The organism is Sphaerochaeta sp. S2 (assembly GCF_016406725.1).
In the GTDB taxonomy this organism is placed as follows: Bacteria; Spirochaetota; Spirochaetia; order Sphaerochaetales; family Sphaerochaetaceae; genus Sphaerochaeta.
This window is the reverse complement of record NZ_JAEKNT010000232.1, coordinates 14,067-39,391: the sequence shown is the minus strand read 5'-3', so window position 1 is coordinate 39,391 and position 25,325 is coordinate 14,067. Positions and strand designations below refer to the sequence as shown.

Genomic DNA, 25,325 nt, shown 5'->3' with positions numbered 1-25,325 from the left:
GTAATAGTAAAAAGGTCAAGTAATCATTGCCTATTTTGCCTTTCCATGGTAGGAGAATGCCTATGAATGATGCATATTGGGATTCAGTTTTTATACTATTCAAACAAGCAATCGAGAAGGAGGGTGGTATTCTACCCTCAGTTTCGGTAATTGCAGAGAGGGAAAATGACCCATTTCGGGTGCTAATAGCTACCATCATTTCACTGAGAACCAAGGATGAGGTAACCCTCGATGCAAGCACAAAACTCTTTTCGCTCGCAAAGGACCCAGAGAGTATGCTCAATCTCAGTGAAGAGGAAATCCAGAAGGCCATCTATCCATCAGGGTTCTATAAGACAAAAGCAAGGAATATCAGGGCCATCAGTAAAATACTCCTGGAGCAATACGGGGGAGTCGTCCCAAACGACCAAACATTATTGCTCTCCCTCCCTGGGGTAGGGATAAAAACCGCAAACCTCACCCTAAACCTGGGCTTCCAGGTTGAAGCCATCTGTGTGGATTGTCATGTCCACCAGATAGCAAATCGAATGGGATGGGTGGAGACAAAAACCCCGGAGCAGACAGAGAAAGACCTCATGGACATCATGCCAAGAAGGTTCTGGATCCCTCTCAATGAACTATTGGTGCGATACGGACAGCTCATATGTACTCCGATCAGTCCCTTCTGCAGCAAATGCCCTGAGACGGAGCGCTGTCCGAAGATTGGTGTGAAGCGTAGTCGTTAAAACACTTCCCTGACAATCTTGGCTACCCTGTCTGCCTTTCCAAGGGTATAGAAATGCACACCGGGAACATCATGGGCGAGCAGATCCTTCGCCTGCTTGATACACCAATATTCGCCAATCTCCCTGATTTCAGCGAGCTTAGTTGCACCATTCAACAGAGAAACAAGCTCATCGGGAAAATCGACATGGAACGTCTGGGGAATGGTTGCAAGATCTCGCTTACTGCCAATGGGTTTGATACCGGGAATGATGGGCACATTGATGCCTTCCTTTCTACAGGCATCAACAAAGCGGTAGTATACACTATTATCGAAGAACATCTGGGTGACAATATACTGGGCACCACTGTCCACCTTCTTCTTCAACATCTGGATATCATAGGTGAGGTTTGGAGCTTCTCCATGCTTTTCCGGGTAGCCTGCAACGCCAGTGCAGAAATGGGTTTTTTGAGCATTCTGGAGCTGTTCATCCAGATATATTCCCTCATTGAGGCGAGCAATCTGGGTTACCAAGTCACTTGAGTGATCATATCCACCTTTTACCGGCACGAACCGCTTCACCCCATTTGGAGGATCTCCTCTCAGGGCAAGGATATTCTCGATACCCAGGAAATTGAGCTCCACCAAGGCATCCTCAAGCTGGTCAGCATCCATTCCTCCACAGATCAGGTGTGCTACTACAGGAATCTGGAACGTATATTGGATCAAGGCTGAAAGCGCAACAGTGCCAGGCCTCTTATGCACGGTGCGCCGCTCCAGGAGCCCATCTTCCCTTTCCACATAGACCACTTCCTGCTGGTGGTTGGTCACATTGATGTAGGCTGGGTCAAATTCACTAAGTGTGCGAACAGATTCCAGAAGGGTTTGGACATCTCCGCCCTTCAAAGGGGGAACCAGTTCAAAGGTAAACAGGGGTTTCTTTGCCTCATTGAGGATGTCGATTACTTGCATGTCTTCAGTATTCCATACCACTGAGGAGCGTGGCAAGCATCTGCCTGTCTATACTTTTCTGCTTTGCGTAGAGGGAGAGCTGTTCTTCGCTGATATGCTTGAGGGCAAAATATCGAAGATTCTCCCCTCCTATCAGCATACCACATACAGAGGAGGGAGGATCCATGGCAAAACTTTCAGTAAGCTGTACCCCGATTCTCTCGGTCGCATCAAGCAAGCTAAAGAGGGTCCCCTTCTCACTATGGTCGTTCCAGGAGGGGTATCCTGGGGCTGGACGGAGGTAGGATGTGAGGCTCTCTCCCCACATGGAGACAATCAACTGCTGCGCTTTCTCTGCAAGTGCTTCGGCAAGGCGGTCGGCAAGAAGTTTAACAGAGAGATGCCGCATGGTATCTCCCCGCTCCTCCAGCTCCTTGAGATAGGGAGCCAAGAAAAGGGAACTGGTGGTTACAAACAACCCGACCGTATCTTCTTTCGCAATCATATCAGCAATACAGAGGCCACTCTTCTCGTCACGCAGGAAGTAGAAGGTCTTATCGCCCACCTGTACCGACAACCGGTCGCTCTTGGCTGGGAATACCCCATAGACAATCCTGCATCCTTGCTCAAAGAGAAGACGGATATTCTCCTCTTCCAGAAGCGCTTTCGCTTGTCTGATGAGTCTTACTCCCTCTTCACTGGCAGAAGGAACCTTCCATGCAGCACAGTACATGTTCCAGTTGATGAGCTCCAGCAAATCAGAGAGGGGAATATCTCTCAGCGTATTCACCCCATAGGTTTTTGCCTTCGTTCCCACGCTCTTTTGCTCACTGCTTTCCAAGGAGGAAGCATATCCAACAGCAACAGAGGAATGCTTCACCTCTTTTGCATCCTGATGGTCCTCCCTAAGTTGGCGATAGCGCTCATCTACTTCATGAAAGAATGTAAGGCGGTTGGGACCTACCACCTCATTGGCCGCCAAGGCCATGGCAGAAGCATCCTTTGTCTGGATGACAGGATTCGAGTACCGTACCGAAAGCTTCACCGCTGTATGCAGCTCACTGGTGGTTGCCCCTCCCACAAAGATGGGGATGTTGGAGCCCCTCTCCTCGAAAAGGGAGATGACCCCCTCCATCTCCTTCAGGGATGGTGTGATCAAACCACTCAGGCCTACGATGTCTGCCTGGTATTTGATGGCTGCATCATAAATATCTACTGACGGAACCATTACTCCGAGGTCAATGACTTCAAATCCATTGCATGTAAGAATCAGTGCAACAATATTCTTGCCGATATCATGCACATCGCCCTTGACCGTCGCAAGGACAGCAATCTTCTTTTGATTCCCTGTTTCGTGTAAATTCTTCTCTAAATAGGCAGTAATACGTGGCTGGAGGATATCAACCGCAAGCTTCATTGTCCTCGCACTTCGCACCACCTGGGGTAGGAACAGCTTTCCTTTTCCAAAGAGACGACCTACCTCCTTCATACCATCCATCAAGGGGCCTTCCACCAAGGAGAGAGGATTTTCTTCTTTCATTGCCTCCAAGTCCTGGGAAAGATAGGTATGGTCCCCAGCTACCACTGCATCATAGAGCCGATCAGAAGCGCTTCTCTCAGAGCGAGGAGCCGTCTTCTTCTTGGGTGTATCCTCACTCTGCATGGTCAGGGCTAGGTTAATCAGTTCAGCCCTGATATCTGCCAGATCTCCCCCCTCTGCCATAAGAGCATGTTCAATGGTGGAACGTACATCCTTGTTCAATGTCTGAACATCAATGAGACTTGCTGGATTGATGATTGCCATATCAAGGTCAGCCAACTCCAACAAGAGGGCATGCATGGCAGAACGAAGTGCATCATTCCCACGGAATGAGAAGGAGAGATTACTCACTCCTCCGCTGGTATGGCAACGCGGATAGAGCCTCTTGAGTTCCCGGGTGGCAAGAATGAAATCTCGGGCATAGGTATCGTGCTCTTCTATACCGGTGGCAATAGAGAGGACATTGGCATCGAAGATAATATCCTCATCCCTGATCCCTGCCTGACTAAGCAGGGAATAGCTCCTCTTTGCTATGGAAATCTTACGTTCATAGGTAGCGGCCTGTCCCTCTTCATCAAACAACATGACCACCATCGCATGACCATAGCGGGCAATATGCTTGGCATGGGAAATGAAGGTTTCCTCTCCCTCTTTCAAACTGATTGAGTTAACGATCCCTCGTCCCTGGACCTCTCCAAGAGCGGAGCAGACAACCTCCCAATCTGAGGAGTCAATCATGATTGCTGCCTTTGCCACTGAGGGATCACTCGCGATATAGCGTAGGAAGTTCTTCATACTCTTCTCTGCATCAAGCATGGATGCATCCATACAGAGATCCAAGACAGAAGAGCCATGGGCTACTTGCTCCCGGGCAATCTGGAGAGCCTCTTCCCACTTTTCTTCCTTGATCAGGCGGGCAAACTTTCTCGAACCTGCCACATTGGTTCTCTCTCCAACTATAAGCAGTTCACCCTCTTTCTCCTTCACAACATCCATCCCACTCAGGGCTAGGGAAGAAGTTATCCTAGGCAGCTGCCGAACCACAGCCTGAACAGAGGCTTCCTTCAATGCCTTGATGTGAACAGGGGTGGTACCACAACATCCACCGAGAATGTTCAGATACCCTTTCTGCAGGGCAGGGGAAAGATCTTTTGCCATCTGCTGTGCCTGCAGCTGATAATTTCCTTCCTTGTCCGGGAATCCTGCATTGGGGTGGGCACTGACATAGAAGGGACAGAGCCCGGAGAGTTTCTCGATAAGAGGAAGCATCTCATTCGGCCCGGTGGAACAGTTGAGTCCTAGACTGAAAAGGGGAAAGGGTGCAAGGCTTGCCACAAAGGCCTCAAGGGTCTGCCCACTGAGTGTCCTTCCACTCTGGTCACTGAAGGTTACACTTACCATCAGAGGTATGGTCCTCTGTTGTGCTTCCATCTCCTGTAGACATGCAATGATGGCACTTTTTGCCACCAAGGTATCAAATACTGTTTCAATGAGGAGGAGGTCTACCCCTCCTTGGAGCAGTGAACGAACTTGTTCACGGTACATCTCCAGGAAGGAGGAAAAGTCTTTTTGTCGATATGCTGGGTCCTCTACCTTCTCAGAGAAGGAGAGGGAACGGTTGGTAGGACCAAGAACCCCTGCAACAAAGGCATACCCGTCATGGGTTGCTTCATAGTCTGCGGCTGCCTCACGTGCTATTTCACAGGCAGCCAGGTTGATGGGTTCCACTTCTCCTGATAAGCCATACTCTGAAAGATTGAAAGCATTCGCGCAGAAGGTGTTGGTCTCGATGATGTCAGCGCCAGAGGATAAGTACTCTTGGTGTATCTGATAAATGACATCACCCCTGCTGAGGTTGAGAAATTCATTACAGCCAGGGGCCGAAATATCCTCCAAGGTATAATCCTCGACCTGCAATCCCTGCTTTTGGATCATGGTACCCATAGCCCCATCCAGGAGCACGATTCTCTTTTCAAGCAACACCTGCAAGTATTCTCTTCTATTCATGTCAGGTACCTACCTCCAAATGGCCACCAACGGCCAACGTGTCTTCAAATACTACTACAGCGGAGAGGACTTCTTCCTGCCTTGTGAGCGCCTCGCACACCTTCCTCACATCCTCTTTACTGGAGACACGGTTGCAGTATGCAGTCGCATACGCATCCGCAAGGGCAGCATCTTTACATGCAACCATAACAGCATCAGCCTTACCGAAACTTATTGAGTGCCCAATCTTTCCCGAGCTGGTACAGACTCCCATAGGGCCATAGGAAGGATCAACAATGATGGAAAGCTTCCCTGAAAGATGACTTGTTGGGGCAAAGAGCTTCACGGGAAGAGGTTTTAGGACATCAATATACAAATCACCACCATTTTCAACAACAATCTCCGAGAGACCAAACTGGTCCTTGAGATGCCTTCCAAGGCGCTCGGCGATTGCTCCCGCCACACTGGAAAAAGGGCCAGTACCTGAACGTTCCCCTGCATCAAACATACGCTGCAACAATACAGAGAGTTCTCCCTTCGGTTGCAAGGGAACAAAGCTGGTAAACAGAGTGGGATCCCCATAGTCAAGAAGCTCCCTTCTCAGTCGTCTTAAAAGGGTTGTCGTTTCAGCTTGTAGGGAGTTCTTATCGGCAGACCCCTGGAATCCAATCCAAACATCACTCTCCCCAATAGAAAGGGAGAATGAAGAGAAACGGGTAGACCCCATGCTCTGTCGATAGGCTCTCCTTTGGTACAATTCTATGCCTCCCGTTCGTGTGATACCTCAAACAGGCGCATTGGACAGGCATGGACACAGAGCCCACACACAACACAATGTGATACATCAAATTGCAGCTTTGCCTCAGAATCCATCCATAAGGCACCGGAGGAACAGACAGCCGTGCAAGCACCGCAGTCAATACATCCATCCTGGTTGAAGAGCAGCTCCTTGACCATCTCAGAGACAACAACCCCGATCTCTCCGAGATAAATAACACTCGCATCCAAGTCTTGCTCGGTTCCACTCAACTCAACAATGAGCTTTCCCCCACGACCACTGGCAACATCAGCGTTGAGGATATTGATGTCCACATCGTAGGATCGGGCAAGCTTGCTTACAATAGGTTGCTCCACCAAGGTGGGAGAGAATCGCAAGGCATATCGCTTTTTCATTTCTCACCTCCTTCGCGAGGAACCAAAGGTTTCACGAAACTGTCAGTAGGGAACGTATGCACTGGCTCAGAGAGGAAAAATCGTTTCTCCTTGATCCAGGAGGCCAAGATATCGGCAATCTCCCGTGCCTTGGCTAGGGAAGAGAGGGGAGCAGTCTTTACTTCCTTTCCATCACTCAAGGTGACAGAGCCACTGGCAAGCTGGGCATAGGAACAGGTCCCGACCGATGGGTGCCCGTCCTGCCCGTAGTCGAGAATATTGGTGGTGATCTTCTCATTTGAGATGGCTAGATGGGCTGCCATTTCCTCATCAAGTACCGGTATAGGAATACCGATACCGACAAACATCGAGATACCATACTTCTCATAGTAGGCAGAGCGGATATACTCCCTCGACATCTGTTTCGCATCCCCTATAACAGCAAGGGTTGCCCCAGGCAGGGTGGGAATACCTTCTGGTGTACGTTCCCGTCTGGTATTGAACTGGGTCCCGTTCCATACCACATACCCCTCTCCTCCACCAAGGAAGATCCGGGTTCCAAGACCAATGGTTCTCAGGTAGGGATCATTCAGCAATGGGCTCAATTCACCACTGGTGGAGTAGGTTACGTTCGAGAACCTGGGAAGAAGGCTGCCCATATAGGTGTACCTGATCCGGTTCGTGCTGTTGGTGGCTGCTGCATAGTTCTGGTAGGCGTTTCTAGGATTGAAGAGATAGAACTCGTTGATGGTATCCTTGTTGATATAGGTATCAATCTCCTTGGTGGGATAACAGTCGGTTCCTTTACCCCTTGCATGCAGACGGACATCCTTGCCATCGATCAACTCCTCGATAACATTCGCTCCACCGTAGGTAGCATCGAACTTGGATTCGCTGGTCGCACCAATGTAGGTATCTACTGCAGCAAGCCCCTCATAGGCATTCACCCCATTGAGGGTAATCTCTTCCATACGAATACCGGGAGACCAATGTCCGAAATTGATGATTGCTCCACTGGAGCACATGGGGCCAAAGGTGGCAGTGGTTACGATATCCACCTCTTCACTGAGTTCTTTTAGGTCTTTCTCTTTTGCCATCGCGGTAAATGCTTCTGCACTGACCACGACAACCGTGCCTTTCTTGATTTTCTCATTGATCTGGGAAACTGTCTTTGCCATAGGGGCTCCTATTCGTCACTCAACCCTTCAAGGGTCAAGACCGGGATCAAATGATAAGCAGGGACCTCGTAGGGATGACTCTCCAAGAGCGCCTCTACCACTGGGGCAGCAAATTCTTCATCAACCACCAATTCTAGACGCCACTCCCGCTCTTGTGCAAGCTCTCCTACCTGCCCAATGAAGGGGGATGAACCTTTTAGAGGACGAAATTGGCCGGTTCCTTGACTCTGGTAGCAACAGGAATCGTAGGATCCCATCTTTCCAGCTCCAGCCTTGAAGAGAGCCTCCTTTACTACCTCAAGATGAGAATCAGGAACATAGGTTACCAATATGTACACCTTTTCTCTCCTTCTATTTGTCCGTATGATAGGGTATGGTAAAACTTCTGGTATTTCTCGGCAACCCTGGTAAAGCGTATGAGAAAACCCGGCACAATGTAGGCTGGATGGTTTGTGATTATATGTACCCAACACTCTCATGGTCACAGAAATTCAATGGGCTGATTGCCCAGGATGGGGGAACCAGGCTGCTTAAGCCCCATACCTATATGAACGAAAGCGGAAAATCCGTTCGCTCTTGTATGGATTTCTTCTCCTATACAGCACAGGAAGTCATGGTCATCCATGACGATCTGGAGCTTCCCTTTGGGACAATCAGGATGCAGAGTGGTGGAGGCCTCCAGGGACACAATGGATTGAAGTCAATCAAGAGCCATATCAAGGACGACTTGTTCCTTCGACTTCGTATTGGAATCGGAAGACCAAAGCATGGAACCGTTTCCTCCTTTGTCTTACAACGATTCTCGCCTGAAGAAGAGATTTCACTTCCCTTGATTCTTGATTCAGCAAAAAAGATGCTAATAGACGATATTCCTACTCTTCCTGTCACAAATACATTAGTCTAACAGCATCCAATTCCCAAGAAAGTGGTTACAAGCATGGCCACTCGTGATATACTTGGAGTACCACTATCAGGGATACAACCACCCTCAGGGAGGCGTGATTTGATTACACGTGATTTTCGCATTTCAGTTCGAACAAGGACTGAAATTGATTTTTTTCCAGCGTTGTTTCCGTCAGATGCCGACCTTGGAGATCTCTATAAGCAGGCAACTGAACTCGCCTACCTTTTCAATACGAAAGTAAAAGCAAAGGGAGGAAATGACTGGATCTCCTCGGCAAAACTCCATGCCTCGGCTGTCCTGCACCAACTCTACCAGAGTGTTCTTTCCCACTACCTGAGCTACAGTGAACCTGATTTCTTTACCCGTCTGACCACATTGGTCAACAAGAACCACGCAGCCCAGGAAGTACTTGCCTTCTACATGAAGGAGTTCCCGTCCCCGCTCTTGGTCGAGCAGGGTCTGCCCCTTGAATACTTCTATGAAGAGTCTCTCAGGGGCTATTTCATCCATCAGGTCATGCAGGAAAACCCTGCACTCATGAAGGCAACAAAGCCTTTCCTAGCCCCGGAAGGCCTCTCCTTCCCCAAGGCCGCTCAGGCTGTCACCGCTTTGATGGGGGGATATACCCTCTCCAGTGCATCAATGACCAACAGTGACGAGGACATCTTCTCCTTCCTCACCAGACCGGCAAAGCTTTATCCCGATTCCCTGACCGACCAGATCTCATTCATCATTGAGACCTGGGGGGAATTGATTCCCCAACGCTTAAAGGAGTTGCTCCTGAAAGCAATCGATGTGGTAAAGGAAGAAGAGAAGCCACACTTCCCGGGAGATGGGGGAAGCCCTGTTATGGTCGTACCCGACTACACCCTCTATGACCAGGAGTATGAGGCATTCACTACCGACCGGAATTGGATGCCCAATGTAATCATGCTTGCCAAATCCACCCTTGTATGGCTGGACCAGCTGACCAAGGAGTATGAATACCCTATTGATACCTTGGATAAAATTCCTGATCGAGAGCTCGACCATATTGCAACCAGGGGCTTCACCGCACTCTGGCTTATCGGACTATGGGAAAGAAGCAGCGCAAGCAAGAAGATCAAAAACCTCTGTGGCAACCCTGATGCAGAAGCCTCCGCATACTCCTTGAAAAATTACGAGATTGCAGAGGTCATCGGAGGATGGCCTGCCTTGGACAACCTTCGAAAGCGGTGTGCCAGCCGCGGCATTCGGCTTGCCAGTGACATGGTTCCAAACCATTGTGGAATAGACGGGGATTGGGTCTTTGAACATAGCGAATTTTTCGTTCAGCAAAGTTATCCACCCTTCCCTTCCTATACCTATGATGGACCAAACCTTTCTTCACACCCGGATGTTGAGATCAAGCTGGAGGACCACTACTACGATCGCAGTGATGCTGCAGTAACCTTTAGGAGAAGGGATCTGAGAAATGGGGACACCACCTACATCTTCCATGGTAATGATGGTACATCGATGCCCTGGAACGATACTGCACAGCTTGATTTCCTCAACCCGGTAACACGGGAGGCTGTCTATCAACAGATAAAGCATGTTGCCAGCAACTTTCCCATCATCCGCTTTGATGCTGCAATGACGTTGGCGAAGAAACACATCCAACGACTCTGGTATCCTAAACCGGGCCACGGAGGAGATATTGCAGGGCGTGCTCAGTATGGTATGGATGAGGCTGAGTTCAATCGTCAAATCCCCAAGGAGTTCTGGCGAGAGGTGGTGGACAGGATCAATGAGGAGTTGCCTGATACACTGTTGCTTGCAGAAGCGTTCTGGATGATGGAAGGGTACTTTGTCCGCACCTTGGGAATGCATCGCGTGTATAACAGCGCATTTATGAACATGCTCAAGAACCAGGAAAACCAGAAGTACCGTGAGACCATTAAGAATACGCTCAACTTTGACCCTGAGATCCTTAAACGGTTCGTAAACTTCATGAACAACCCAGATGAGGAAACTGCCATCGCCCAGTTTGGGGATGGGGACAAGTACTTTGGTGTTTGTACCTTGCTGGTAACCATGCCTGGGCTTCCCATGTTCGGCCACGGACAGGTTGAAGGGTACCGGGAAAAATACGGTATGGAATACCGCCGTGCATATTGGGATGAGAAACCCAACGAATACTTAATTGGGGAGCATTATCGAAGGATCTTCCCACTCCTGAAGAAACGATACCTTTTCAGTGGCGTTGATAATTTTCAACTCTTCGATCTTTATCGTGATGGGGAGGTTCAACAGTCTGCATTCTGCTACGTGAATGGAACAGATCATGAACGGGTCCTGGTTCTATACAACAACCAGTATGAAGTGGTGGAAGGATGGATAAAATCCTCTGCCCAAAAAGTAAAAAAATCTAATGGAGACAAGTACCTTGAGGAAGTCAGCCTTGCTGAGGCTTTGAACCTGACGGTGGGAGGAAGACGGTACGTTATCACGGACTCTTTCAGCGATGGCCTAACCTATATGAAACCTTCACTCAAGGTCTTCGACGAAGGATTCTTTGTACACCTCCGTGGGTTTGAGACCAAGGTATACCTGAATATCAGGGAAGTTGAAGACACCGATGGAATCTACTCTGCTCTGTATGAACAGATGGGAGATTCAGGCATTGCAAATTTTGAACAGGAAATCCTTGCACTCAGGCTCAAACCAGTCTACAAGGCAATGGATCACTTCCTTTCTCCATCCTTCCACAAGCAGGTCAAACGTCTGATGGAAGGAAAGGCAACCAGTAAAACAGAACGTACACTTATTCTCTTATTGGCAGAAGCATATACACACCTCTCGGCAGTTGTAGAAAATCTACATCCCGAGGCTCGAAAGTCACTACCCTCCATTCCCCGGGAAATAAGTCCAAGTTCCATGCTTGAGGAAATCCAGAGAATGAGTTCTCTCTTCAGCAAGGAAGAGAGCAGACTCTTCATGCAGGGAACCAGGATTCTTGATGAGATGGAATCAGTCATGGCTGCAGCGCTCTTCCTGAAGCCCTTCCTCAGTGAGGATGCAACCATAAGCGATGCAATGGTGGCAAGTGATAAGCTGTTGCTCTCCCGTTTCTTCTCCAAACAACTATGTGAGGCTGGTTTTGAACAGGAACTTGCAAGAAAGGCTTGCCACAGTGCAGCCATCCTGGCTGCCAGTGCACATATGGTAAACGACAGTGAGGATGACCCAAGGAAGATTCTGGCCACACTGCTTGAAGATCCTTCTCTCAGGGCATACGCCCAGGTCAATGAACACCAAGGGGTGACATGGTATACCAAGGAGGCAATGCAAGAGATTATCTATCTTTCCGCTCTCTCCCTTGCAATCCATAAGGGGATGACCAATGCACAGGAGTATGTAAAAACCTTGATGGAGGCAGAGACGGAAGCACTCTATAAACTTGATCGGCTTTTAGGGTAATCCCTACGGTTTGATTGACTTGCCAGAGTTGTTAAGATACTCTTGGAAACTATGAAGACGTGGATTAGTTATCTAGCTGCAACAGCCTTGGCGCTGGCTGCAACCCTATTATTCGGGGATTCGACTGTTTTTCAGCAGCTGATGTACACCATCACTGCCCTGTTAGTACAATTGGGTGGTTTTGTCTTGATTCCCTTGGTATTCTTTGGATTTTCTTCGGGTATTGCTTCCCTGAGAAAGGATAGTAAAGGATTTGTCTTCAGTCGGACGACCATCCTCTGGAGTCTATTCTCCACACTGTTGCTCGCAATTTCCGGAGCAGTCGTATTCAGGTTTTTCCCCACCTACTTCCCAGCAAGCAGCAGCGCAGGGTCTGATGCAACGTCCCTTTCAGTCCTGGCTCCGCAGTCCTTGTCCACACTCTTTGAATCATTGCTCCCGATTAATCCATTTTACACATTGGCAAGTGCTGAAAGTTTCCTGCTTCCAGTAATTATCATTGCCTTGGTTTTTGGATACTTCCTGAAGCCGAATGTTGAGGTAATCCGACCAGCCTATGTGACAATGAACTCCTTGAGTGAGACAATGTTCCGCTTAACGCGTTCGTTTGCCATCCTAGGCCATCTCTTTGTATTCTTTGCTGCTTCCTACTGGTTCAGCCACCTGCAACAGGAAGGAACCATCTTTGTTGCTGGAAGATTCCTGCTGATGCTGCTAGGCTCCACGCTTGCCGTACTTGTTTTGATACTGCCCTTGCTGTTTGCCATTGCCACCCGATTCAAGGTAAATCCATATCAGGTTCTCTATCGAATGCTGGCTCCAGCATTAGCAGCGCTCTTCAGTGGAAGTATTTTCTTCTCCACCCCGATCAGCATTCCACTCTCCAGACATAATCTCGGATGTCAAAAACGGGTTAGTGCTACCGCCTTTCCACTCTACACATTGATTGGGAGGGGAGGGTCGGCTATGATCGCGACATTGAGCATTCTTAGCCTTTTGTATGCTGCCACGGCAACAATGCCTACTGACAAGGTCATTCTCATCGTTGCACTCACCAGTGCAATGTTCTCCTTTGCCAGCCCGCTGTATCTTGGTTATGAGGTTTTCTTCATCTCCATCATAGCCCTGCAATTCCTGAAGATTGATCTTTATGGTGCTGAAATGACCTTGATAGCCCTTATGCCGATACTTAATGGCCTGGGAATTCTCATTGATTCCTACATTGCTGCTTTTGGAGCTACATATACCTGTCACCGGATGGGGGTACTCCTTGAAAGTGCCTACCGGGACATACAGTAAGACGCCATGGGAAAGAATCTACGCTTCGTATTTCTGGGAATCCAATCTGTCATTACCCTGATGCTCACCATTACGATTATCCATGCAATGGTGAGCTCATTACAGCAACAACAGGGCATTTGGTCCACAGCCCAGTCGCACCTTCTTCCTTCCTTGATTCATCTCTGGGTTGCCTTGATAGCTGCGCTGTTGCTCTGCTTTTTTTATAGGGCGAATATTGGGGCTGAGGCACGGGTGCTCCCCCTGTTGCTCCTTACGCTCAGCTTGGGGAATGTGAAAATTCTTCCTGCATATCAGGCGCTCACGCAGATTTTCATCATCAGCCCAATGACCATCTCTGTCATCTACCACTTCTCACTGCTGTTCTCATCATTTCTCTTTCTTGCTTCCGGTATTTTCCAACAGACCATCAACCCAGTTAAGCTTTGGCAGTACTCATTCTTCGGTGCTGCCAGTGCCTTGATGCTCTCCATCCTTGTTCCGGTATCGGTCAACAGCCCTTCCTATCTATGGGAAGCAAAAGTCACCAACAGTCTCTTCTTGGGAATCTGTATTCTGATCAACGTGTTGGCAGTGACAACCTTTCTGATTGCCATGTTTGAAGAGCACTTCAGCAGACAGAACTTTTCACGCTGTCTGGCATTTATCTTGATGATCGTGGGAAACGCCATGGTAACCATTAGCCAGAACACCTTGTTCAACTTCCTTGGCCTGGCGCTCTATGTTGCAGGGACAAGCACCCTGATCCTGGTTACCAGGACGTACCACATCTGGACGTAGGTTCAGCTAAATAGCGGCGTGATCGCCTCTTTCTTCCCCAGAGCTTCCATCTCTTCATTACTTGGCTTTCTGATCGTCTCCTGTGCTGCCTTGAGAATATGAGGCAAGATACGAATATCACCAGTACTGTTCAGGAATACCTGCTCATTGGAAAGAACCCAATGGACTGCCGTCTGGATGGAAGCCTCATCGGTAAGAGGATCATACCAGGTAGCATAAACCTTCTCCTTGCTCCCAAGCTCTCCCCGTGCAAGGCTCTTGATGGTCTGCACTGCAATATCTCTCTCCTTACATACCTCAAAAAGCTTTTGGGTTTGCTCCCTGTAGAGTGAATTCTGCATCATGGTATAGTTGTAAGGCAGGAGGACTGAATCGAAATCATAGACTTCCAGACTTCTCAGATGTGCTGAAGGGGCTTCAACTCCATGGCCAGTTACGCCAATGAAACGGACCAATCCCTGCTTTTTAGCCTCAATGGCAGCCTCCAAGGCTCCCCCCTCGCTCATCGTGGTCTTCCACTCATCCGGTTCCACAAGATAGTGTAGTTGCCACAAATCAATGTAATCGGTCTGAAGACGGGTGAGGGTCTCCTTCAACTCAACCAGAGCCTCTTCCTTGGTGCGTTTATTGGTTTTTGAAGCCAGGAAAAAAGAGGAACGATGTTCTTTCATCCAAGGACCTATGCGCAACTCAGCATCTCCGTAGCTTCTAGCGGTATCGATATGGTTGATCCCATTATCGAGCAAAAGACCCAACGTCTTATCAGCTTCCTTTTGGCTTACATCCCAAAATGCAGCAGCTCCAAAGAGCACCCTACTTGAGGTATGGCCGGTTTTTCCGAATGCTTTGTATTCCATTGTTTCCTCCCTTTAAAAACACAACAGGGCCCGTAGGCCCCGTTTCATGATATCACAGAAATACTTATTTCACCGTGATAATACTTGGATCGTACTCACTTGGGGCCTCGAAGTCGAGCAGATTCATACAGGTCGCTGCAATACTGCTGATCCCAAGCCCACTCTTGAGCTCTGTCTCATACTCTCCCTGGTAGTTGCTGTCACAGATGATGCAAGGAACAGGATTGAGTGAGTGACTGGTCTTTGACTGAGGATCACCATTCTCCTTGTACTTCACACTGCCATCCTTGGCATGCTCAAACATGTCATCAGCATTTCCATGGTCGGCAGTGATCACCATCACGCCACCTGCTTCCATGACCGACTTGTAGATCCTGCCAATCTGCAGGTCAAGACCTTCCATCGAGCAGACAACCGCCTGATAGTTACCGGTATGACCAACCATGTCGCCATTGGGGAAGTTCAGTTTTATGAAGTCCCACTTGCCGCTTTCAACCTCATCGATGACACGGTCGGCAATCTCAGCACATTTCATCCAGGGCCTTTCCTCAAGAGGGACGATATCACTCAGGATTTCTACATACTCTTCGAGGGAATTGTCGAATTTGCCACTCTTGTTTCCATTGAAGAAGTAGGTTACATGCCCAAACTTCTGGGTCTCACTGATGGAGAACTGCTTGACCTTTGAAGCACAGAGATACTCAGCAAGAGTCTTGTCTATTGCCGGAGGGGTTACCAGGAACTGGGCAGGAACATGCAAGTCCCCATCATACTCCATCATCCCTGCATACTCGACATCGGGTCGACGCTTTCGGTCAAATTCGGTAAGCTCCTCAGCCTCGAATGCCTTGGTAATCTCAAGAGCACGGTCTCCACGGAAGTTGAAGAGAATGACGCTATCCCCATCCTCGATGGTTCCAACCGGCTTGCCGTCCTTTGCAACAACAAATGGAGGCAGGTCCTGGTCGATTGCCTTAGACTCTTCACGGAGTACAGTAATAGCCTCATGAGCACTGTCAAACATTCGGCCTTCACCCAATACATGGGTTTCCCAACCTTTCTTGACCATATTCCAGTTTGCATTGTAGCGGTCCATGGTGATAACCATTCTTCCACCACCACTGGCAATCTTTGCATCAAAACCTTCATCATTGATGCCGGCAAGGAACTCTTCAAAGGGATCGAAATAATCGAGGGCACTCAGTTCACCAACATCTCTTCCATCGAGTAGTGCATGCACACGAACCTTGGAAACACCTTCCTCTTTTGCCTGGAGGATCATAGCCTTGAGGTTGTCGATGTGGGAGTGTACATTCCCATCACTCAGCAAACCGATGAAGTGGAGAGTAGATTGCTTCTCTTTTGCATTGTTGATCAGCTTCTTCCATGTAGGGCCCTCATACATGGCACCTGTGGATATGGAAGCATTGACCAGTTTTGCACCCTGGGCGAAAACCCTTCCACAACCCATTGCGTTGTGACCTACCTCACTGTTACCCATATCATCATCTGATGGAAGGCCAACAGCAGTACCATGGGCCTTAAGCTTGGTCCAAGGATTTGCCTTGTACAGCTTGTTCAGCGTTCCAGTCAATGCAGAAGCAACTGCATCGCCTTCCTTATATTTTCCAAAGCCTACGCCATCCATGATAACCAAGACTACTGGACCTTTACGGGAAATCTTTCCCATTTTTTTCAATGCATCAACCATTATGTATAACTCCTTGTAATTTCCATTTCAAACCATGCCTAGAGGGGCTTTGTTGCACCCTTTAGATATTCCATTGCAGGTGGATCCACCAGATGTTTCAGCTCTTCATACACCCATCGATGATATGCATCCACCATAGCTATCTCTTGGGCTGAAAGCAGGTTCTTGTCTATCAATCTGCGTTCAAACGGACAAATGGTCAAGACCTCAAAGCTCAGGAATTGGCCAAATTCTGTTTTCACATCCTCTCTGACTGCTACAATGTTCTCAATTCGAATTCCATGCCGACCCTCTTTGTAGAGGCCTGGTTCATCACTGACCACCATACCTTTTTTCAGAGGGACAGAGAGAGGTTTTGGACTGATGGAGTGAGGTCCTTCATGTACGTTGAGACGGAATCCGATACCGTGGCCGGTACCATGGAAGTAACTCAATCCCTGCTGCCAAAGGAACTGCCTTGCCAGCACATCCAACTGATAACCGCAGGTTCCCTCAGGGAAACGTGCAGATGCTATGGCAAGATTGCCTTTCAACACCAACGTGTAATCCCTGATCTGCTCCTCAGTGGGTTCGCCGAAGAGAATCGTCCGGGTTACATCGGTCGTTCCAAAGGTATACATCCCTCCAGTGTCGAGGACGAGTAGCCCACTTCCTTCAACCACCGAATTGCTCTCTTCTGTGGCACTGTAGTGGCACATTGCGCCATGTTCTGCCCATCCACTGATGGGAGAGAAAGATTCTCCAATACAATCAGGATTGCGCAACCTCTGTTCCTTAAGAAGGTCAGAGATGGCAATTTCTGTATAGCGTCCATGCTTGGTATCGAGCTGGGCAAGGAAATTGACCAAGGCTACCCCATCGAGCAGATGAGCTTTGCGCATCCCTTCCATCTCGGTATCATTCTTGCAAGCCTTCAGGTCAGTGGAGAAATCAAGACCGGTGATCGTTTCACAATCCCCGAAGGTCTCTGCAACAAGGAGGTTGATCTTCTCAGGATTGAAGTAGAGAACATCATCCTCCTTCAAAACATTCCTGAGTGTAGGAACTACATCTTCATAAGGATGAATGGTAAAATCTTCAGTTACATCCTGGGTGAGTTCATCCGTAAACCTTCCTGGATTGGTGAACAGCCAAGCGTCAGTCTTCCCCACTACAAGATAGGCAAGGAAGACAGGACTATAGGGAACATCCTCTCCCCTAAGATTGGTTAGCCAGGCAATATCATCCAAGGAAGAAATAACTGTATAGGAAGCACCTTTCTGCACCATGGCATAGCGAACCATGGCGAGCTTCTGACTGCGGGAGAACCCGGCAATATCATCAGGAAGAGAGGTCACCGGCTTTGCAGGCACCTCGCTTCTGTCCTGCCAGATAGAATCCAACAGATCATCTGAAGGAACCAGTGCCAAGTCTTCGCCGAAGGCTCTTTGCAAGTCTTGCTCACCCTGTATAGTCAACGTGGCTTTATCAATGCCTATCTTGCTGTCCTTCTGCAGATGTTCCTTCAAATAGGTACTGGGGTCAGGGAACGAAGGGGTGTCGATCTTCATCATCTGGAAACAGGTTCCCTCAATCTGCTGTTGAGCTTGAATGAAGTAGCGCGAATCGACCCAAAGAAGTGCATCCTTCTGGGTAATGATGACCGTTCCTGCACTTCCGGTAAAGCCACTCATCCAAGCGCGGCTCCTCCATCGCTCACACACATATTCACTCTGATGTGGATCTGTCCCATTGATAATCCATCCATCAAGGTTATGTTTATCCATGAGGGAGCGGAGTTTTTCAACCCGCTCGTTAATTACTGACATGCTTGACTCCTTCTCGCCGTTTCAGGAAAACGGCGAAGATGCTTGCTGAAACAATCATGGCCAGGCAGAAGAGCTGGCCCATGGAAAAATTGAAAAAGGATTGCAATAGGGCAATATTGTCTGACTCTCTGCCAAGGGCAATGATATACCCCAGGTTCTCATCAGGAGCCCTAAAATATTCAATGAAAAAGCGAACAGCCCCGTATCCTGCGGTATACCACACCAAGGCGAACCCAGCAGGATGCTTTTCCCTTCTTGGCCTGATCACAAACCAGAGGAAAAGGAATAACACAATTCCTTCGAACAAGGCTTCATAGAGTTGGCTGGGGTGCCTGGGCAGGTTAACCATAGCCCCACTTTCATAGGCTATACCTAGCTGGTCAGCTATCTCACGTACCCATGCATAATTAGTTGAAAAGGATGGAGCATCAGGAAAAACCATCGCCCAAGGTTTGGTAGAGACCCTTCCAAAGAGTTCACCGTTGATAAAATTGCCCAAACGTCCAAAGGTATACCCGAGTGGAGCTGCATAGGCTACCGTATCGGCAATGGAAAAAAAGGAGAGCTTGTACCGCCTGCTGTAGATCCAGCCTCCAATAACGGCACCTACCAACCCACCATGGTAACTCATGCCAGGCAGTCCGATGAATCTCCCTCCCCTAAAAGGCCAGAAGATCATCCAAGGGTGCGTCCAATAATAGAAGGAACCATCGTAGAAAAGAACACTGAACAACCGTGCTCCAAGAATCAAGCCAACCACACAATACAACACCAGGTTCAGCGTTTGATCAGCATCAATAGCTATTTCACCCTTTCTTGCCTGGAGACGGATCATCAGGTAGGCAACACTGAAAGCGACCACGTACATCAGACCATACCATCTGAGGGGCAGACCGGGTATGATTTCCGGCGAAATCCAACTGGGAAATTCGATGAATAAGGTCATGGGGCAAGTGTAATGTGCCACGCTGGTGTGGTCAATACTCGACAACCTAGCCGATTTCCCTTCAATGCTGTATATTCTGTATATGAAAAGCATATATACCCGTAGGCTCAGCCTAAGTTTCATAGTACTGTTAATGATTCTTCCCCTCTTTGCAGGGGGCTCGGTGGAGCAGGTCCTTGCTTCTCCGCTATCGGGTGGCTATACCTCCCAGGAATCAGGAGCAGATCAAATCTCATTTGATATGGCCTCCTTGGAGCGGTTGTACCGCTACGTGGATTCCATTTATATCAATGAAGTCGACAAAGAGAAAATGTTCAATGACCTTGCCACGGCACTGGTCGCCAGCCTCGATGATCCTTATTCTTTCTATGTACCACCTACCGAGGCTAAGGAGTACCAGGAAGAAACATCAGGTGTGTATGGAGGCATCGGAACCTATCTCAACAAGCCAGTTCCTGAAAACAAGGATCCCAGTGACCCATCCACCTATATGATCACCATTGTCTCTCCGTTCCCAGGCTCCCCTGCCCAACGGGCGGGCTTACGTGCCGGAGATCTGATCAGTCATATCGAGGGGGAAGCGGTAGATGCGTTAACCAGTTATGAAGCAAGTATGCTTCTTCGTGGTGAACCCAATACCCCTGTCACCATCACCGTCTATAGGAGTGGAACCTCTTTTGACCTGACTCTTGTAAGGGAGATGATCACCACCCCCACTGTTGATAGTGGTATCCTTGAAGGTGATATTGGATACATTATTCTTTCCGAATTCACTCCCCAAACAGGGAAACAACTCCTTGAACATGTTCAAAAGCTCATGGAAGAGGACATCGTTGGCCTCATAATCGATGAGCGCAACAATGGAGGAGGGGCTGTGGATGGAACCATGCAAGCAGCAAACATCTTCCTAGAGGAAGGGAAAACATTGGTCACCATCCAAGGAAAGAAGGGAACAAGAAGGGACCAACGCTATATTTCCAGTGGAGATCCTGAAGTTCCACTTGACCTCCCAATTGTCATCCTCACCAATACAGGGTCGGCCTCCTCAGCAGAGATTTTTGCAGCTGCAATGAAGGACAACAATCGTGCTACCTTGATCGGTACAAAAACCTTCGGCAAGGGTGTCGTGCAGGATGTCTTCCAGTTTGGAGAGGGGTTTGCACAGGTGACTACTGCTCACTACTACACCCCCAATGGCGAGAATATCCATGAAAAAGGTATTGAACCCGATATCCTGGTGGATGATGTAGAACTCACTGATGAGGAAATTCCACTCTTTGAAACACTGATGACAGAGAATGCCCTATCCTCCTATGTGAAGGAGAACCCAGAACCAACAGATGAGAATATCAGGGCGTTTGCTGAGCAGTACAAGGAGAGGGGTATCAATGAGGAGATCTTGCTTCTTTTGATCAGGAACGAGTATCTCTCCAAGATGCCCTATGAAGATCGTCCCATTGCAGACCCCATCTTCGACCGGCAACTGAGACGGGCAATCGAGTTCATCAGGAGTGGATCGTGAGGCAGTACATCCTTCCAAGAACCTTCAAAGGAGAAGACTCTCTTGTACTAAGAGGAAAAGAGAGCCAATACCTGATCAAGGTACTACGGCTCAAGGAAGGCCAACATATTCTGGGTCGTGACCAGGCTGGAAGAGCCTATCAACTGACCATTGAGAAAATCGCAAAACAGGAGTGCAGACTCTCCTGTATGGAATTGAAAGAAGATGCATCGGTCCAAACAACCGATGCGCTTCCTTCCTATGCTGGGCCCTACCCAAACTTGACCCTTATGCAGTGTCTCTGCAAAGGAAAGAAGGAAGACCAGATAGTCAGGCAAGCAACAGAAATCGGAGTAAGGGAGATTGTACTTGTCCAAAGTCGGTACTGTGTTCCTGACCTTTCAAGCAAAAGTGAGAAAGCTTTAGGAAACAGGTTTGAGCGGCTGGATCGACAAGTCAAGGAGGCCCTGCAACAGAGTGGTTCCCCCCTCTCCACGGAAATACATCCAGAGATCATCCCCCTCACAGAACTTTCCAAGTGGTGGAACAATCGTGGCCCAGCACTGTTCTTCCATCAAAGCAACCGCAACGAATCTCAGAAAACGCTCCACGAGCTGCTCGAAGCGCTCCCCATTGATACCCCAATTGCCCTACTAGTGGGTCCTGAAGGTGGCTTTAGCGAAGAAGAGTGTATATTCCTTGAGGACGCGGGATTTCATCCTGTACTCTTAAGGACTAATATCCTACGCAGCGAAACTGCTGGAATCTATGCTCTTTCAGCAATTCAAACCATCATGACGGAAAAGAAAAACTAAACCGGTACACCTCTCAAAGAGAGAGTAGAGTGCACTGCTTACTACTTTCAATATTACTCCAAGGAATACAAGAATCTTCCCTGTCGATGCTCCTAGTGCTATTTCGGGTATTCCTATGATTATATGTATTGGGAGTCTCTGCATGTCTCTGTTCATCATCTCATCGGACTGGCGGTTCAAGGAGCAATTCAAGCACCATTTCACCCAAGATTTTCTTCATGAATTCACTATTTCCCATAAGCTTCTGGAAGCGCTGGATAGCAACTCGGTGAGCCCAAAACTACTCATCATTGACGAGAGAATGAGCAAGGGAAGCCAACGTTCAGTTCTTGAACAACTAACTTACCAAAAATGTACTATCCCTATCCTGCTCTTTACCAGCAACGAGCAAAAACTCAATAAACAGGCGTTCAAACATCTCAATCTTCATATCATTCAAAGAAAAGGTGTTGACTTCGATTCCCTGTTTTCCCATCTGGATCCTTTCCTGGGAAAAACAGAAAGCCGAGAACAACAGAAACCATATATACCTTGTGGGTTGGTTGGAAATAGTTATTGTATGCAAAGGCTGAGGAATGATCTTTCTCGATATGCAAAGCAGAACTGCTCGATTCATCTGTATGGAGAAACAGGAACAGGAAAAGAACTGGCGGCAACCTATCTTCATCGCCTCAGCTTCCCCCATAGAAACATGGTATCGGTCAATTGCTCACTCCTCTCCAGTTCCTTAGGAAACTCCATGTTCTTTGGTCATGTAAAAGGAGCTTTTACAGACGGAAATACAGACCTCCCAGGGTTGGTCCATGAAGCTAACCAATCGACATTGTTCCTCGACGAGTTAGAGACCCTCTCTCCTTCCTTCCAAGCCTATATGCTCAGGCTCCTGGAAAACGGACAATACCGACGTCTGGGAGATACACAATTGCATACCTCTCGTTTTCGCCTCATCACAGCCTCCAATGAAGACCTCGTGACACTCATGCAAGGAAACCGAATCCGTAAGGATTTCTTTTACCGCATCAATGAGGTATCTATCACCATGCCTCCGCTGAGAGATCATCTTGAAGATATCCCTCAGCTCTGCGAACATTTCCTGCTTCACTGCAAAAGCAAGAAGCAGTTGGATGAACATGGACTGGAACTGCTTATGAGTTATCATTGGCCAGGAAATGTACGCCAGCTCTTCTCCACCATCAGGCGATGCCTGATAAACAGTGAAGAAGAACCGGTTGTACTGGTTAAGCATGATGATATCTATCAGGATTGACATACTGAACGACTGCCGCAGGAAGCACAGCTTCCACTACAGAAGGAGAGCATTTCCCCAGCCGCCTTAATCCTTCTTCTTCGCTTGATGTACCTTGCCAACAATGACAAGAGAAAGATGGCAGCGCCAAATCCAATTATGTAATTAATCATAGTCTCCTCCTACCAAACCAATGATCCGATCATATTGATCAATAATGCCACCAAGTATGCGGTCAGCATCTGAATACCAACAGCTCCTGCTGTACGTCGGACTGTTTTCAATTCCCGCTTCATAGCCCCGACTGCTGCAAAACAAGGCATGCAAAGCAGGTTGAAGGCCATATAAGCCAAAGCAGCTTGCTTGGTTCGAATATCCTGACGAAGGGTACGTAGTCCTCCCTCATCACCGCCTTCCATCAATACCGATTCAGCATAGATATCGAAGGCCTCGTCTGCTGAGTACATCCCCTCAGAGAATCCCAGATCAGAAAGATCACCTTCACTCATACCAGCAAAGTACTGCGTTAGGTACTCCTCATTCACATCCTCACTATAGAGCTGAGCCAGTGTCACCACGACCATCTCCTTCGCAATCCATCCTGTGGCTATACCTACAGTTGGTCTCCACTCCCCAAAACCCAGGGGCTTGAAAATAGGAGCAACAGCCTTTCCCACAGAAGCAAGGAATGAGGTATCCATCTCCGAGAGGATCGTATCATTCTGCTCCAGGTTCTGGCCGTTGAATGATGCCATATTGAAGGAAGAGAGTACCCAGATCAGGATGGTTGCTGCGAGAATCACAGTACCTGCCTTCTGGATAAATCCCTTCACCTTCTCATATCCATGGATCCACACAGACCTGAGGGTTGGCAGTCGGTATTGGGGAAGTTCCATCAAAAAATTCGAAACCTGACCCTTATAGGCAATCCTGTTGATCAGAAGGGAGACAAGAATCGATACCCCCAAGCTCAGTGCATACAGGAAGAAGAGTACCAATGTCTTGTTTCCATCGGCGAAAAAGATGGAGACAAACATAATGAAAATCGGTAGTTTTGCTCCGCAGGGCATGAACCCTGCAAGCAGGGTGGTGATCCTTCTATCCTTCTCACTGTCCAATGTTCTGGTAGCCATAATGGCAGGAACAGAACACCCAAAGCCCATCAGGAGAGGGATAAAAGATCGTCCACTCAATCCAAACCGTCGAAAAATCCTGTCCATCACAAATGCAACACGAGCCATATACCCGCTATCTTCCAGAAAGCTCATCAACAGATACAGCACCAAGATAAGGGGAAGGAATCCGAGGATGGCTCCCAGTCCTTCCAACACACCATCTACCACCAGGCTGTAAGCCCAAGGGGCAGCTCCAGCTGATACCAATCCAAGAGACACCAAGTCAGTGAGCCAGCCCCAGAGAGTCTCCACGACAGTTGCAAGAGCTATCCCTGGGCTGGGAAGACCTTCAATGAAGAGAAAGTTCTCACTGAAGGTGGCTGCAAAAAGCAGGTACATCACCACCGCAAAAACAGGGAGGGCAAAGAAACGGTGAGTCAGAACCTTATCAATCCTATCACTCCTGCTTTCCTTGATCTCTCCCGAAGAGGCACTTCTGAGGACAGCTTTCTCCACCAGTGATGTAATATACGTATACCTTTGGTCAGCCAGGGTGTCCTCGTCCACCGTCCCGTTTAGGCGGTAGATATCCAAGGGTTTTGGGCATCTTTTGGTCTCAATTGTATCCATAACCGCTTGCATCAATTGATCCAGACCCTTGCCGGTTCTTGCCTCTATGGGAATGACAGCAACGCCAAGCTCTGCTTCCAGTCGCTTGCAGTCAATAACATCGCCCTTCAGGCGAACTTCATCCATCATATTGATAGCTAAAACAGTGGGAACTCCCGTCTCCATGATCTGCAGAGCAAGATAGAGATTTCGCTCCAGACTGGTGCCATCAAGTACATCAATGACACATGCCGGTTTCTCTTCAACGATAAAGGTTCGGGTTATGATCTCCTCAGCGCTATAGGGGCTGAGTGAGTAGGTCCCTGGAAGGTCTAAGATGGCATATCTGGCATCCTTCTTATAGACACCTTCTTTCTTGTCTACGGTTACTCCCGGCCAGTTTCCTACATGCTGGCGAGATCCGGTTAGTGCATTGAATACCGTGGTCTTCCCTGAATTGGGGTTTCCGGCAAGTGCTATGGTTGTGGGCATGGTTACTCCTCTCTTTTTTGTTAGCCATAACTAACTATATATGCAAAAAAATGGCTTTAGATGATTTCAACTTCAATCAAAGAAGCTTCTTGCTTTCTCAGACTCAGCTGGTACCCCCGTACCGTCAGCTCCAGAGGGTCACCTAAGGGAGCGACCTTAATCAACTGCACAACCACACGTGGAGTGATCCCCATATCCAAAATCCGTCGGCGCAATGCACCCTGTGTACCGATGGACAGCACTCTTGCCCTGTCCCCAGGACGTAATGATCCTAGTGTCATACTTCTATCT

21 protein-coding genes are annotated in these 25,325 nt (G+C 48.4%); 8 read left to right on the top strand and 13 right to left on the bottom strand.

What is annotated here, in order from left to right:
- Positions 1-62 precede the first annotated feature (62 nt).
- Positions 63-725 carry an endonuclease III gene (gene nth, locus JF818_RS06525; RefSeq protein WP_198891222.1) on the top strand — a complete coding sequence of 221 codons (663 nt, stop codon included), beginning with the start codon at positions 63-65 and terminating at the stop codon, positions 723-725.
- Here nth and JF818_RS06520 read toward each other — a convergent pair.
- From JF818_RS06520 to JF818_RS06495, 6 genes are read right to left on the bottom strand one after another with little or no spacing between them, the layout of a single operon-like run.
- Positions 722-1,675 (bottom strand): methylenetetrahydrofolate reductase, encoded by a 954-nt coding sequence (locus tag JF818_RS06520; RefSeq protein ID WP_198891221.1) that lies wholly within the window; start codon positions 1,673-1,675, stop codon positions 722-724. The two genes, nth and JF818_RS06520, sit on opposite strands and share 4 nt — an antisense overlap.
- A 4-nt stretch (positions 1,676-1,679) precedes the next feature.
- The gene (gene metH, locus JF818_RS06515; protein ID WP_198891220.1) at positions 1,680-5,201 is read right to left on the bottom strand and encodes a methionine synthase; all 3,522 of its coding nucleotides are present in this window, start codon (positions 5,199-5,201) and stop codon (positions 1,680-1,682) included.
- A 1-nt stretch (position 5,202) separates the two neighbouring features.
- Positions 5,203-5,937, bottom strand: a complete 735-nt coding sequence (locus JF818_RS06510) for a UPF0280 family protein (protein WP_198891219.1) — start codon at positions 5,935-5,937, stop codon at positions 5,203-5,205.
- A 2-nt stretch (positions 5,938-5,939) separates the two neighbouring features.
- A complete protein-coding gene (locus JF818_RS06505; protein ID WP_198891218.1) occupies positions 5,940-6,353 on the bottom strand; it encodes an NIL domain-containing protein in 414 nt (137 codons plus the stop codon).
- A complete protein-coding gene (locus JF818_RS06500) occupies positions 6,350-7,510 on the bottom strand; it encodes a homocysteine biosynthesis protein (protein ID WP_198891217.1) in 1,161 nt (386 codons plus the stop codon). Before JF818_RS06500 ends, JF818_RS06505 begins: the two co-directional genes overlap by 4 nt.
- Positions 7,511-7,518: 8 nt before the next feature.
- On the bottom strand, positions 7,519-7,848 hold the full coding sequence (locus JF818_RS06495; protein WP_198891216.1) for an NGG1p interacting factor NIF3: 330 nt from the start codon (positions 7,846-7,848) through the stop codon (positions 7,519-7,521).
- A 35-nt stretch (positions 7,849-7,883) separates the two neighbouring features.
- Here JF818_RS06495 and pth point away from each other — a divergent pair, with 35 nt between their 5' ends.
- From pth to JF818_RS06475, 4 genes are all read left to right on the top strand, one after another.
- Positions 7,884-8,414, top strand: a complete 531-nt coding sequence (pth, locus tag JF818_RS06490; RefSeq protein WP_198891215.1) for an aminoacyl-tRNA hydrolase — start codon at positions 7,884-7,886, stop codon at positions 8,412-8,414.
- A 99-nt stretch (positions 8,415-8,513) separates the two neighbouring features.
- Positions 8,514-11,855: an alpha-amylase family glycosyl hydrolase gene (locus tag JF818_RS06485; RefSeq protein WP_233066550.1), complete on the top strand. Its 3,342-nt coding sequence runs from the start codon at positions 8,514-8,516 to the stop codon at positions 11,853-11,855.
- Between the two features lie 51 nt (positions 11,856-11,906).
- Positions 11,907-13,154, top strand: coding sequence for a cation:dicarboxylate symporter family transporter (locus JF818_RS06480; protein ID WP_198891214.1), 1,248 nt, complete (start codon positions 11,907-11,909; stop codon positions 13,152-13,154).
- A gap of 6 nt (positions 13,155-13,160) precedes the next feature.
- Complete coding sequence (locus JF818_RS06475) at positions 13,161-13,934, top strand: hypothetical protein (RefSeq protein ID WP_198891213.1); 774 nt, start codon at positions 13,161-13,163, stop codon at positions 13,932-13,934.
- Positions 13,935-13,936: 2 nt separating this feature from the next.
- On the opposite strand, the gene JF818_RS06470 is transcribed toward JF818_RS06475, so the two are convergent.
- The 4 genes from JF818_RS06470 to lgt all read right to left on the bottom strand — a co-directional run bounded on the left by JF818_RS06470 (position 13,937) and on the right by lgt (position 19,256).
- Positions 13,937-14,791: an aldo/keto reductase gene (locus JF818_RS06470; RefSeq protein WP_198891212.1), complete on the bottom strand. Its 855-nt coding sequence runs from the start codon at positions 14,789-14,791 to the stop codon at positions 13,937-13,939.
- A 64-nt stretch (positions 14,792-14,855) separates the two neighbouring features.
- A complete protein-coding gene (gene gpmI, locus JF818_RS06465; RefSeq protein ID WP_198891211.1) occupies positions 14,856-16,502 on the bottom strand; it encodes a 2,3-bisphosphoglycerate-independent phosphoglycerate mutase in 1,647 nt (548 codons plus the stop codon).
- Positions 16,503-16,540: 38 nt separating this feature from the next.
- Positions 16,541-18,310 carry an aminopeptidase P family protein gene (locus JF818_RS06460; protein ID WP_198891210.1) on the bottom strand — a complete coding sequence of 590 codons (1,770 nt, stop codon included), beginning with the start codon at positions 18,308-18,310 and terminating at the stop codon, positions 16,541-16,543.
- Positions 18,297-19,256: a prolipoprotein diacylglyceryl transferase gene (gene lgt, locus JF818_RS06455; protein ID WP_198891209.1), complete on the bottom strand. Its 960-nt coding sequence runs from the start codon at positions 19,254-19,256 to the stop codon at positions 18,297-18,299. The genes JF818_RS06460 and lgt overlap by 14 nt, the downstream gene beginning before the upstream one ends.
- A gap of 82 nt (positions 19,257-19,338) precedes the next feature.
- Between lgt and JF818_RS06450 the strand changes: the two genes are divergently transcribed.
- From JF818_RS06450 to JF818_RS06440, 3 genes are all read left to right on the top strand, one after another.
- Positions 19,339-20,778, top strand: a complete 1,440-nt coding sequence (locus tag JF818_RS06450; protein ID WP_233066547.1) for a S41 family peptidase — start codon at positions 19,339-19,341, stop codon at positions 20,776-20,778.
- Positions 20,775-21,572 carry an RsmE family RNA methyltransferase gene (locus JF818_RS06445; RefSeq protein WP_198891208.1) on the top strand — a complete coding sequence of 266 codons (798 nt, stop codon included), beginning with the start codon at positions 20,775-20,777 and terminating at the stop codon, positions 21,570-21,572. Before JF818_RS06450 ends, JF818_RS06445 begins: the two co-directional genes overlap by 4 nt.
- A gap of 142 nt (positions 21,573-21,714) precedes the next feature.
- A complete protein-coding gene (locus JF818_RS06440; RefSeq protein WP_198891207.1) occupies positions 21,715-22,839 on the top strand; it encodes a sigma-54 dependent transcriptional regulator in 1,125 nt (374 codons plus the stop codon).
- On the opposite strand, the gene JF818_RS06435 is transcribed toward JF818_RS06440, so the two are convergent.
- Genes JF818_RS06435 through JF818_RS06425 form a run of 3 tightly spaced genes read right to left on the bottom strand, consistent with a single transcriptional unit; the run spans position 22,830 to position 25,315 of the window.
- A complete protein-coding gene (locus JF818_RS06435) occupies positions 22,830-22,991 on the bottom strand; it encodes a hypothetical protein (protein WP_198891206.1) in 162 nt (53 codons plus the stop codon). The two genes, JF818_RS06440 and JF818_RS06435, sit on opposite strands and share 10 nt — an antisense overlap.
- Before the next feature lie 9 nt (positions 22,992-23,000).
- Positions 23,001-25,034 (bottom strand): ferrous iron transport protein B, encoded by a 2,034-nt coding sequence (gene feoB, locus JF818_RS06430; protein WP_198891205.1) that lies wholly within the window; start codon positions 25,032-25,034, stop codon positions 23,001-23,003.
- Positions 25,035-25,090: 56 nt separating this feature from the next.
- Positions 25,091-25,315 (bottom strand): ferrous iron transport protein A, encoded by a 225-nt coding sequence (locus JF818_RS06425; RefSeq protein ID WP_198891204.1) that lies wholly within the window; start codon positions 25,313-25,315, stop codon positions 25,091-25,093.
- Positions 25,316-25,325: the final 10 nt, after the last annotated feature.

Excerpts from the sequence above, each read along its gene's own strand:
- nth (WP_198891222.1), top strand. The coding sequence starts at position 63 with ATGAATGATGCATATTGGGATTCAGTTTTTATACTATTCAAACAAGCA.
- JF818_RS06520 (WP_198891221.1), bottom strand. The coding sequence starts at position 1,675 with ATGCAAGTAATCGACATCCTCAATGAGGCAAAGAAACCCCTGTTTACC.
- metH (WP_198891220.1), bottom strand. The coding sequence starts at position 5,201 with ATGAATAGAAGAGAATACTTGCAGGTGTTGCTTGAAAAGAGAATCGTG.
- JF818_RS06505 (WP_198891218.1), bottom strand. The coding sequence starts at position 6,353 with ATGAAAAAGCGATATGCCTTGCGATTCTCTCCCACCTTGGTGGAGCAA.
- JF818_RS06500 (WP_198891217.1), bottom strand. The coding sequence starts at position 7,510 with ATGGCAAAGACAGTTTCCCAGATCAATGAGAAAATCAAGAAAGGCACG.
- pth (WP_198891215.1), top strand. The coding sequence starts at position 7,884 with ATGGTAAAACTTCTGGTATTTCTCGGCAACCCTGGTAAAGCGTATGAG.
- JF818_RS06480 (WP_198891214.1), top strand. The coding sequence starts at position 11,907 with ATGAAGACGTGGATTAGTTATCTAGCTGCAACAGCCTTGGCGCTGGCT.
- JF818_RS06475 (WP_198891213.1), top strand. The coding sequence starts at position 13,161 with ATGGGAAAGAATCTACGCTTCGTATTTCTGGGAATCCAATCTGTCATT.
- JF818_RS06470 (WP_198891212.1), bottom strand. The coding sequence starts at position 14,791 with ATGGAATACAAAGCATTCGGAAAAACCGGCCATACCTCAAGTAGGGTG.
- gpmI (WP_198891211.1), bottom strand. The coding sequence starts at position 16,502 with ATGGTTGATGCATTGAAAAAAATGGGAAAGATTTCCCGTAAAGGTCCA.
- JF818_RS06460 (WP_198891210.1), bottom strand. The coding sequence starts at position 18,310 with ATGTCAGTAATTAACGAGCGGGTTGAAAAACTCCGCTCCCTCATGGAT.
- lgt (WP_198891209.1), bottom strand. The coding sequence starts at position 19,256 with ATGACCTTATTCATCGAATTTCCCAGTTGGATTTCGCCGGAAATCATA.
- JF818_RS06450 (WP_233066547.1), top strand. The coding sequence starts at position 19,339 with ATGAAAAGCATATATACCCGTAGGCTCAGCCTAAGTTTCATAGTACTG.
- JF818_RS06440 (WP_198891207.1), top strand. The coding sequence starts at position 21,715 with ATGTCTCTGTTCATCATCTCATCGGACTGGCGGTTCAAGGAGCAATTC.
- JF818_RS06435 (WP_198891206.1), bottom strand. The coding sequence starts at position 22,991 with ATGATTAATTACATAATTGGATTTGGCGCTGCCATCTTTCTCTTGTCA.
- feoB (WP_198891205.1), bottom strand. The coding sequence starts at position 25,034 with ATGCCCACAACCATAGCACTTGCCGGAAACCCCAATTCAGGGAAGACC.
- JF818_RS06425 (WP_198891204.1), bottom strand. The coding sequence starts at position 25,315 with ATGACACTAGGATCATTACGTCCTGGGGACAGGGCAAGAGTGCTGTCC.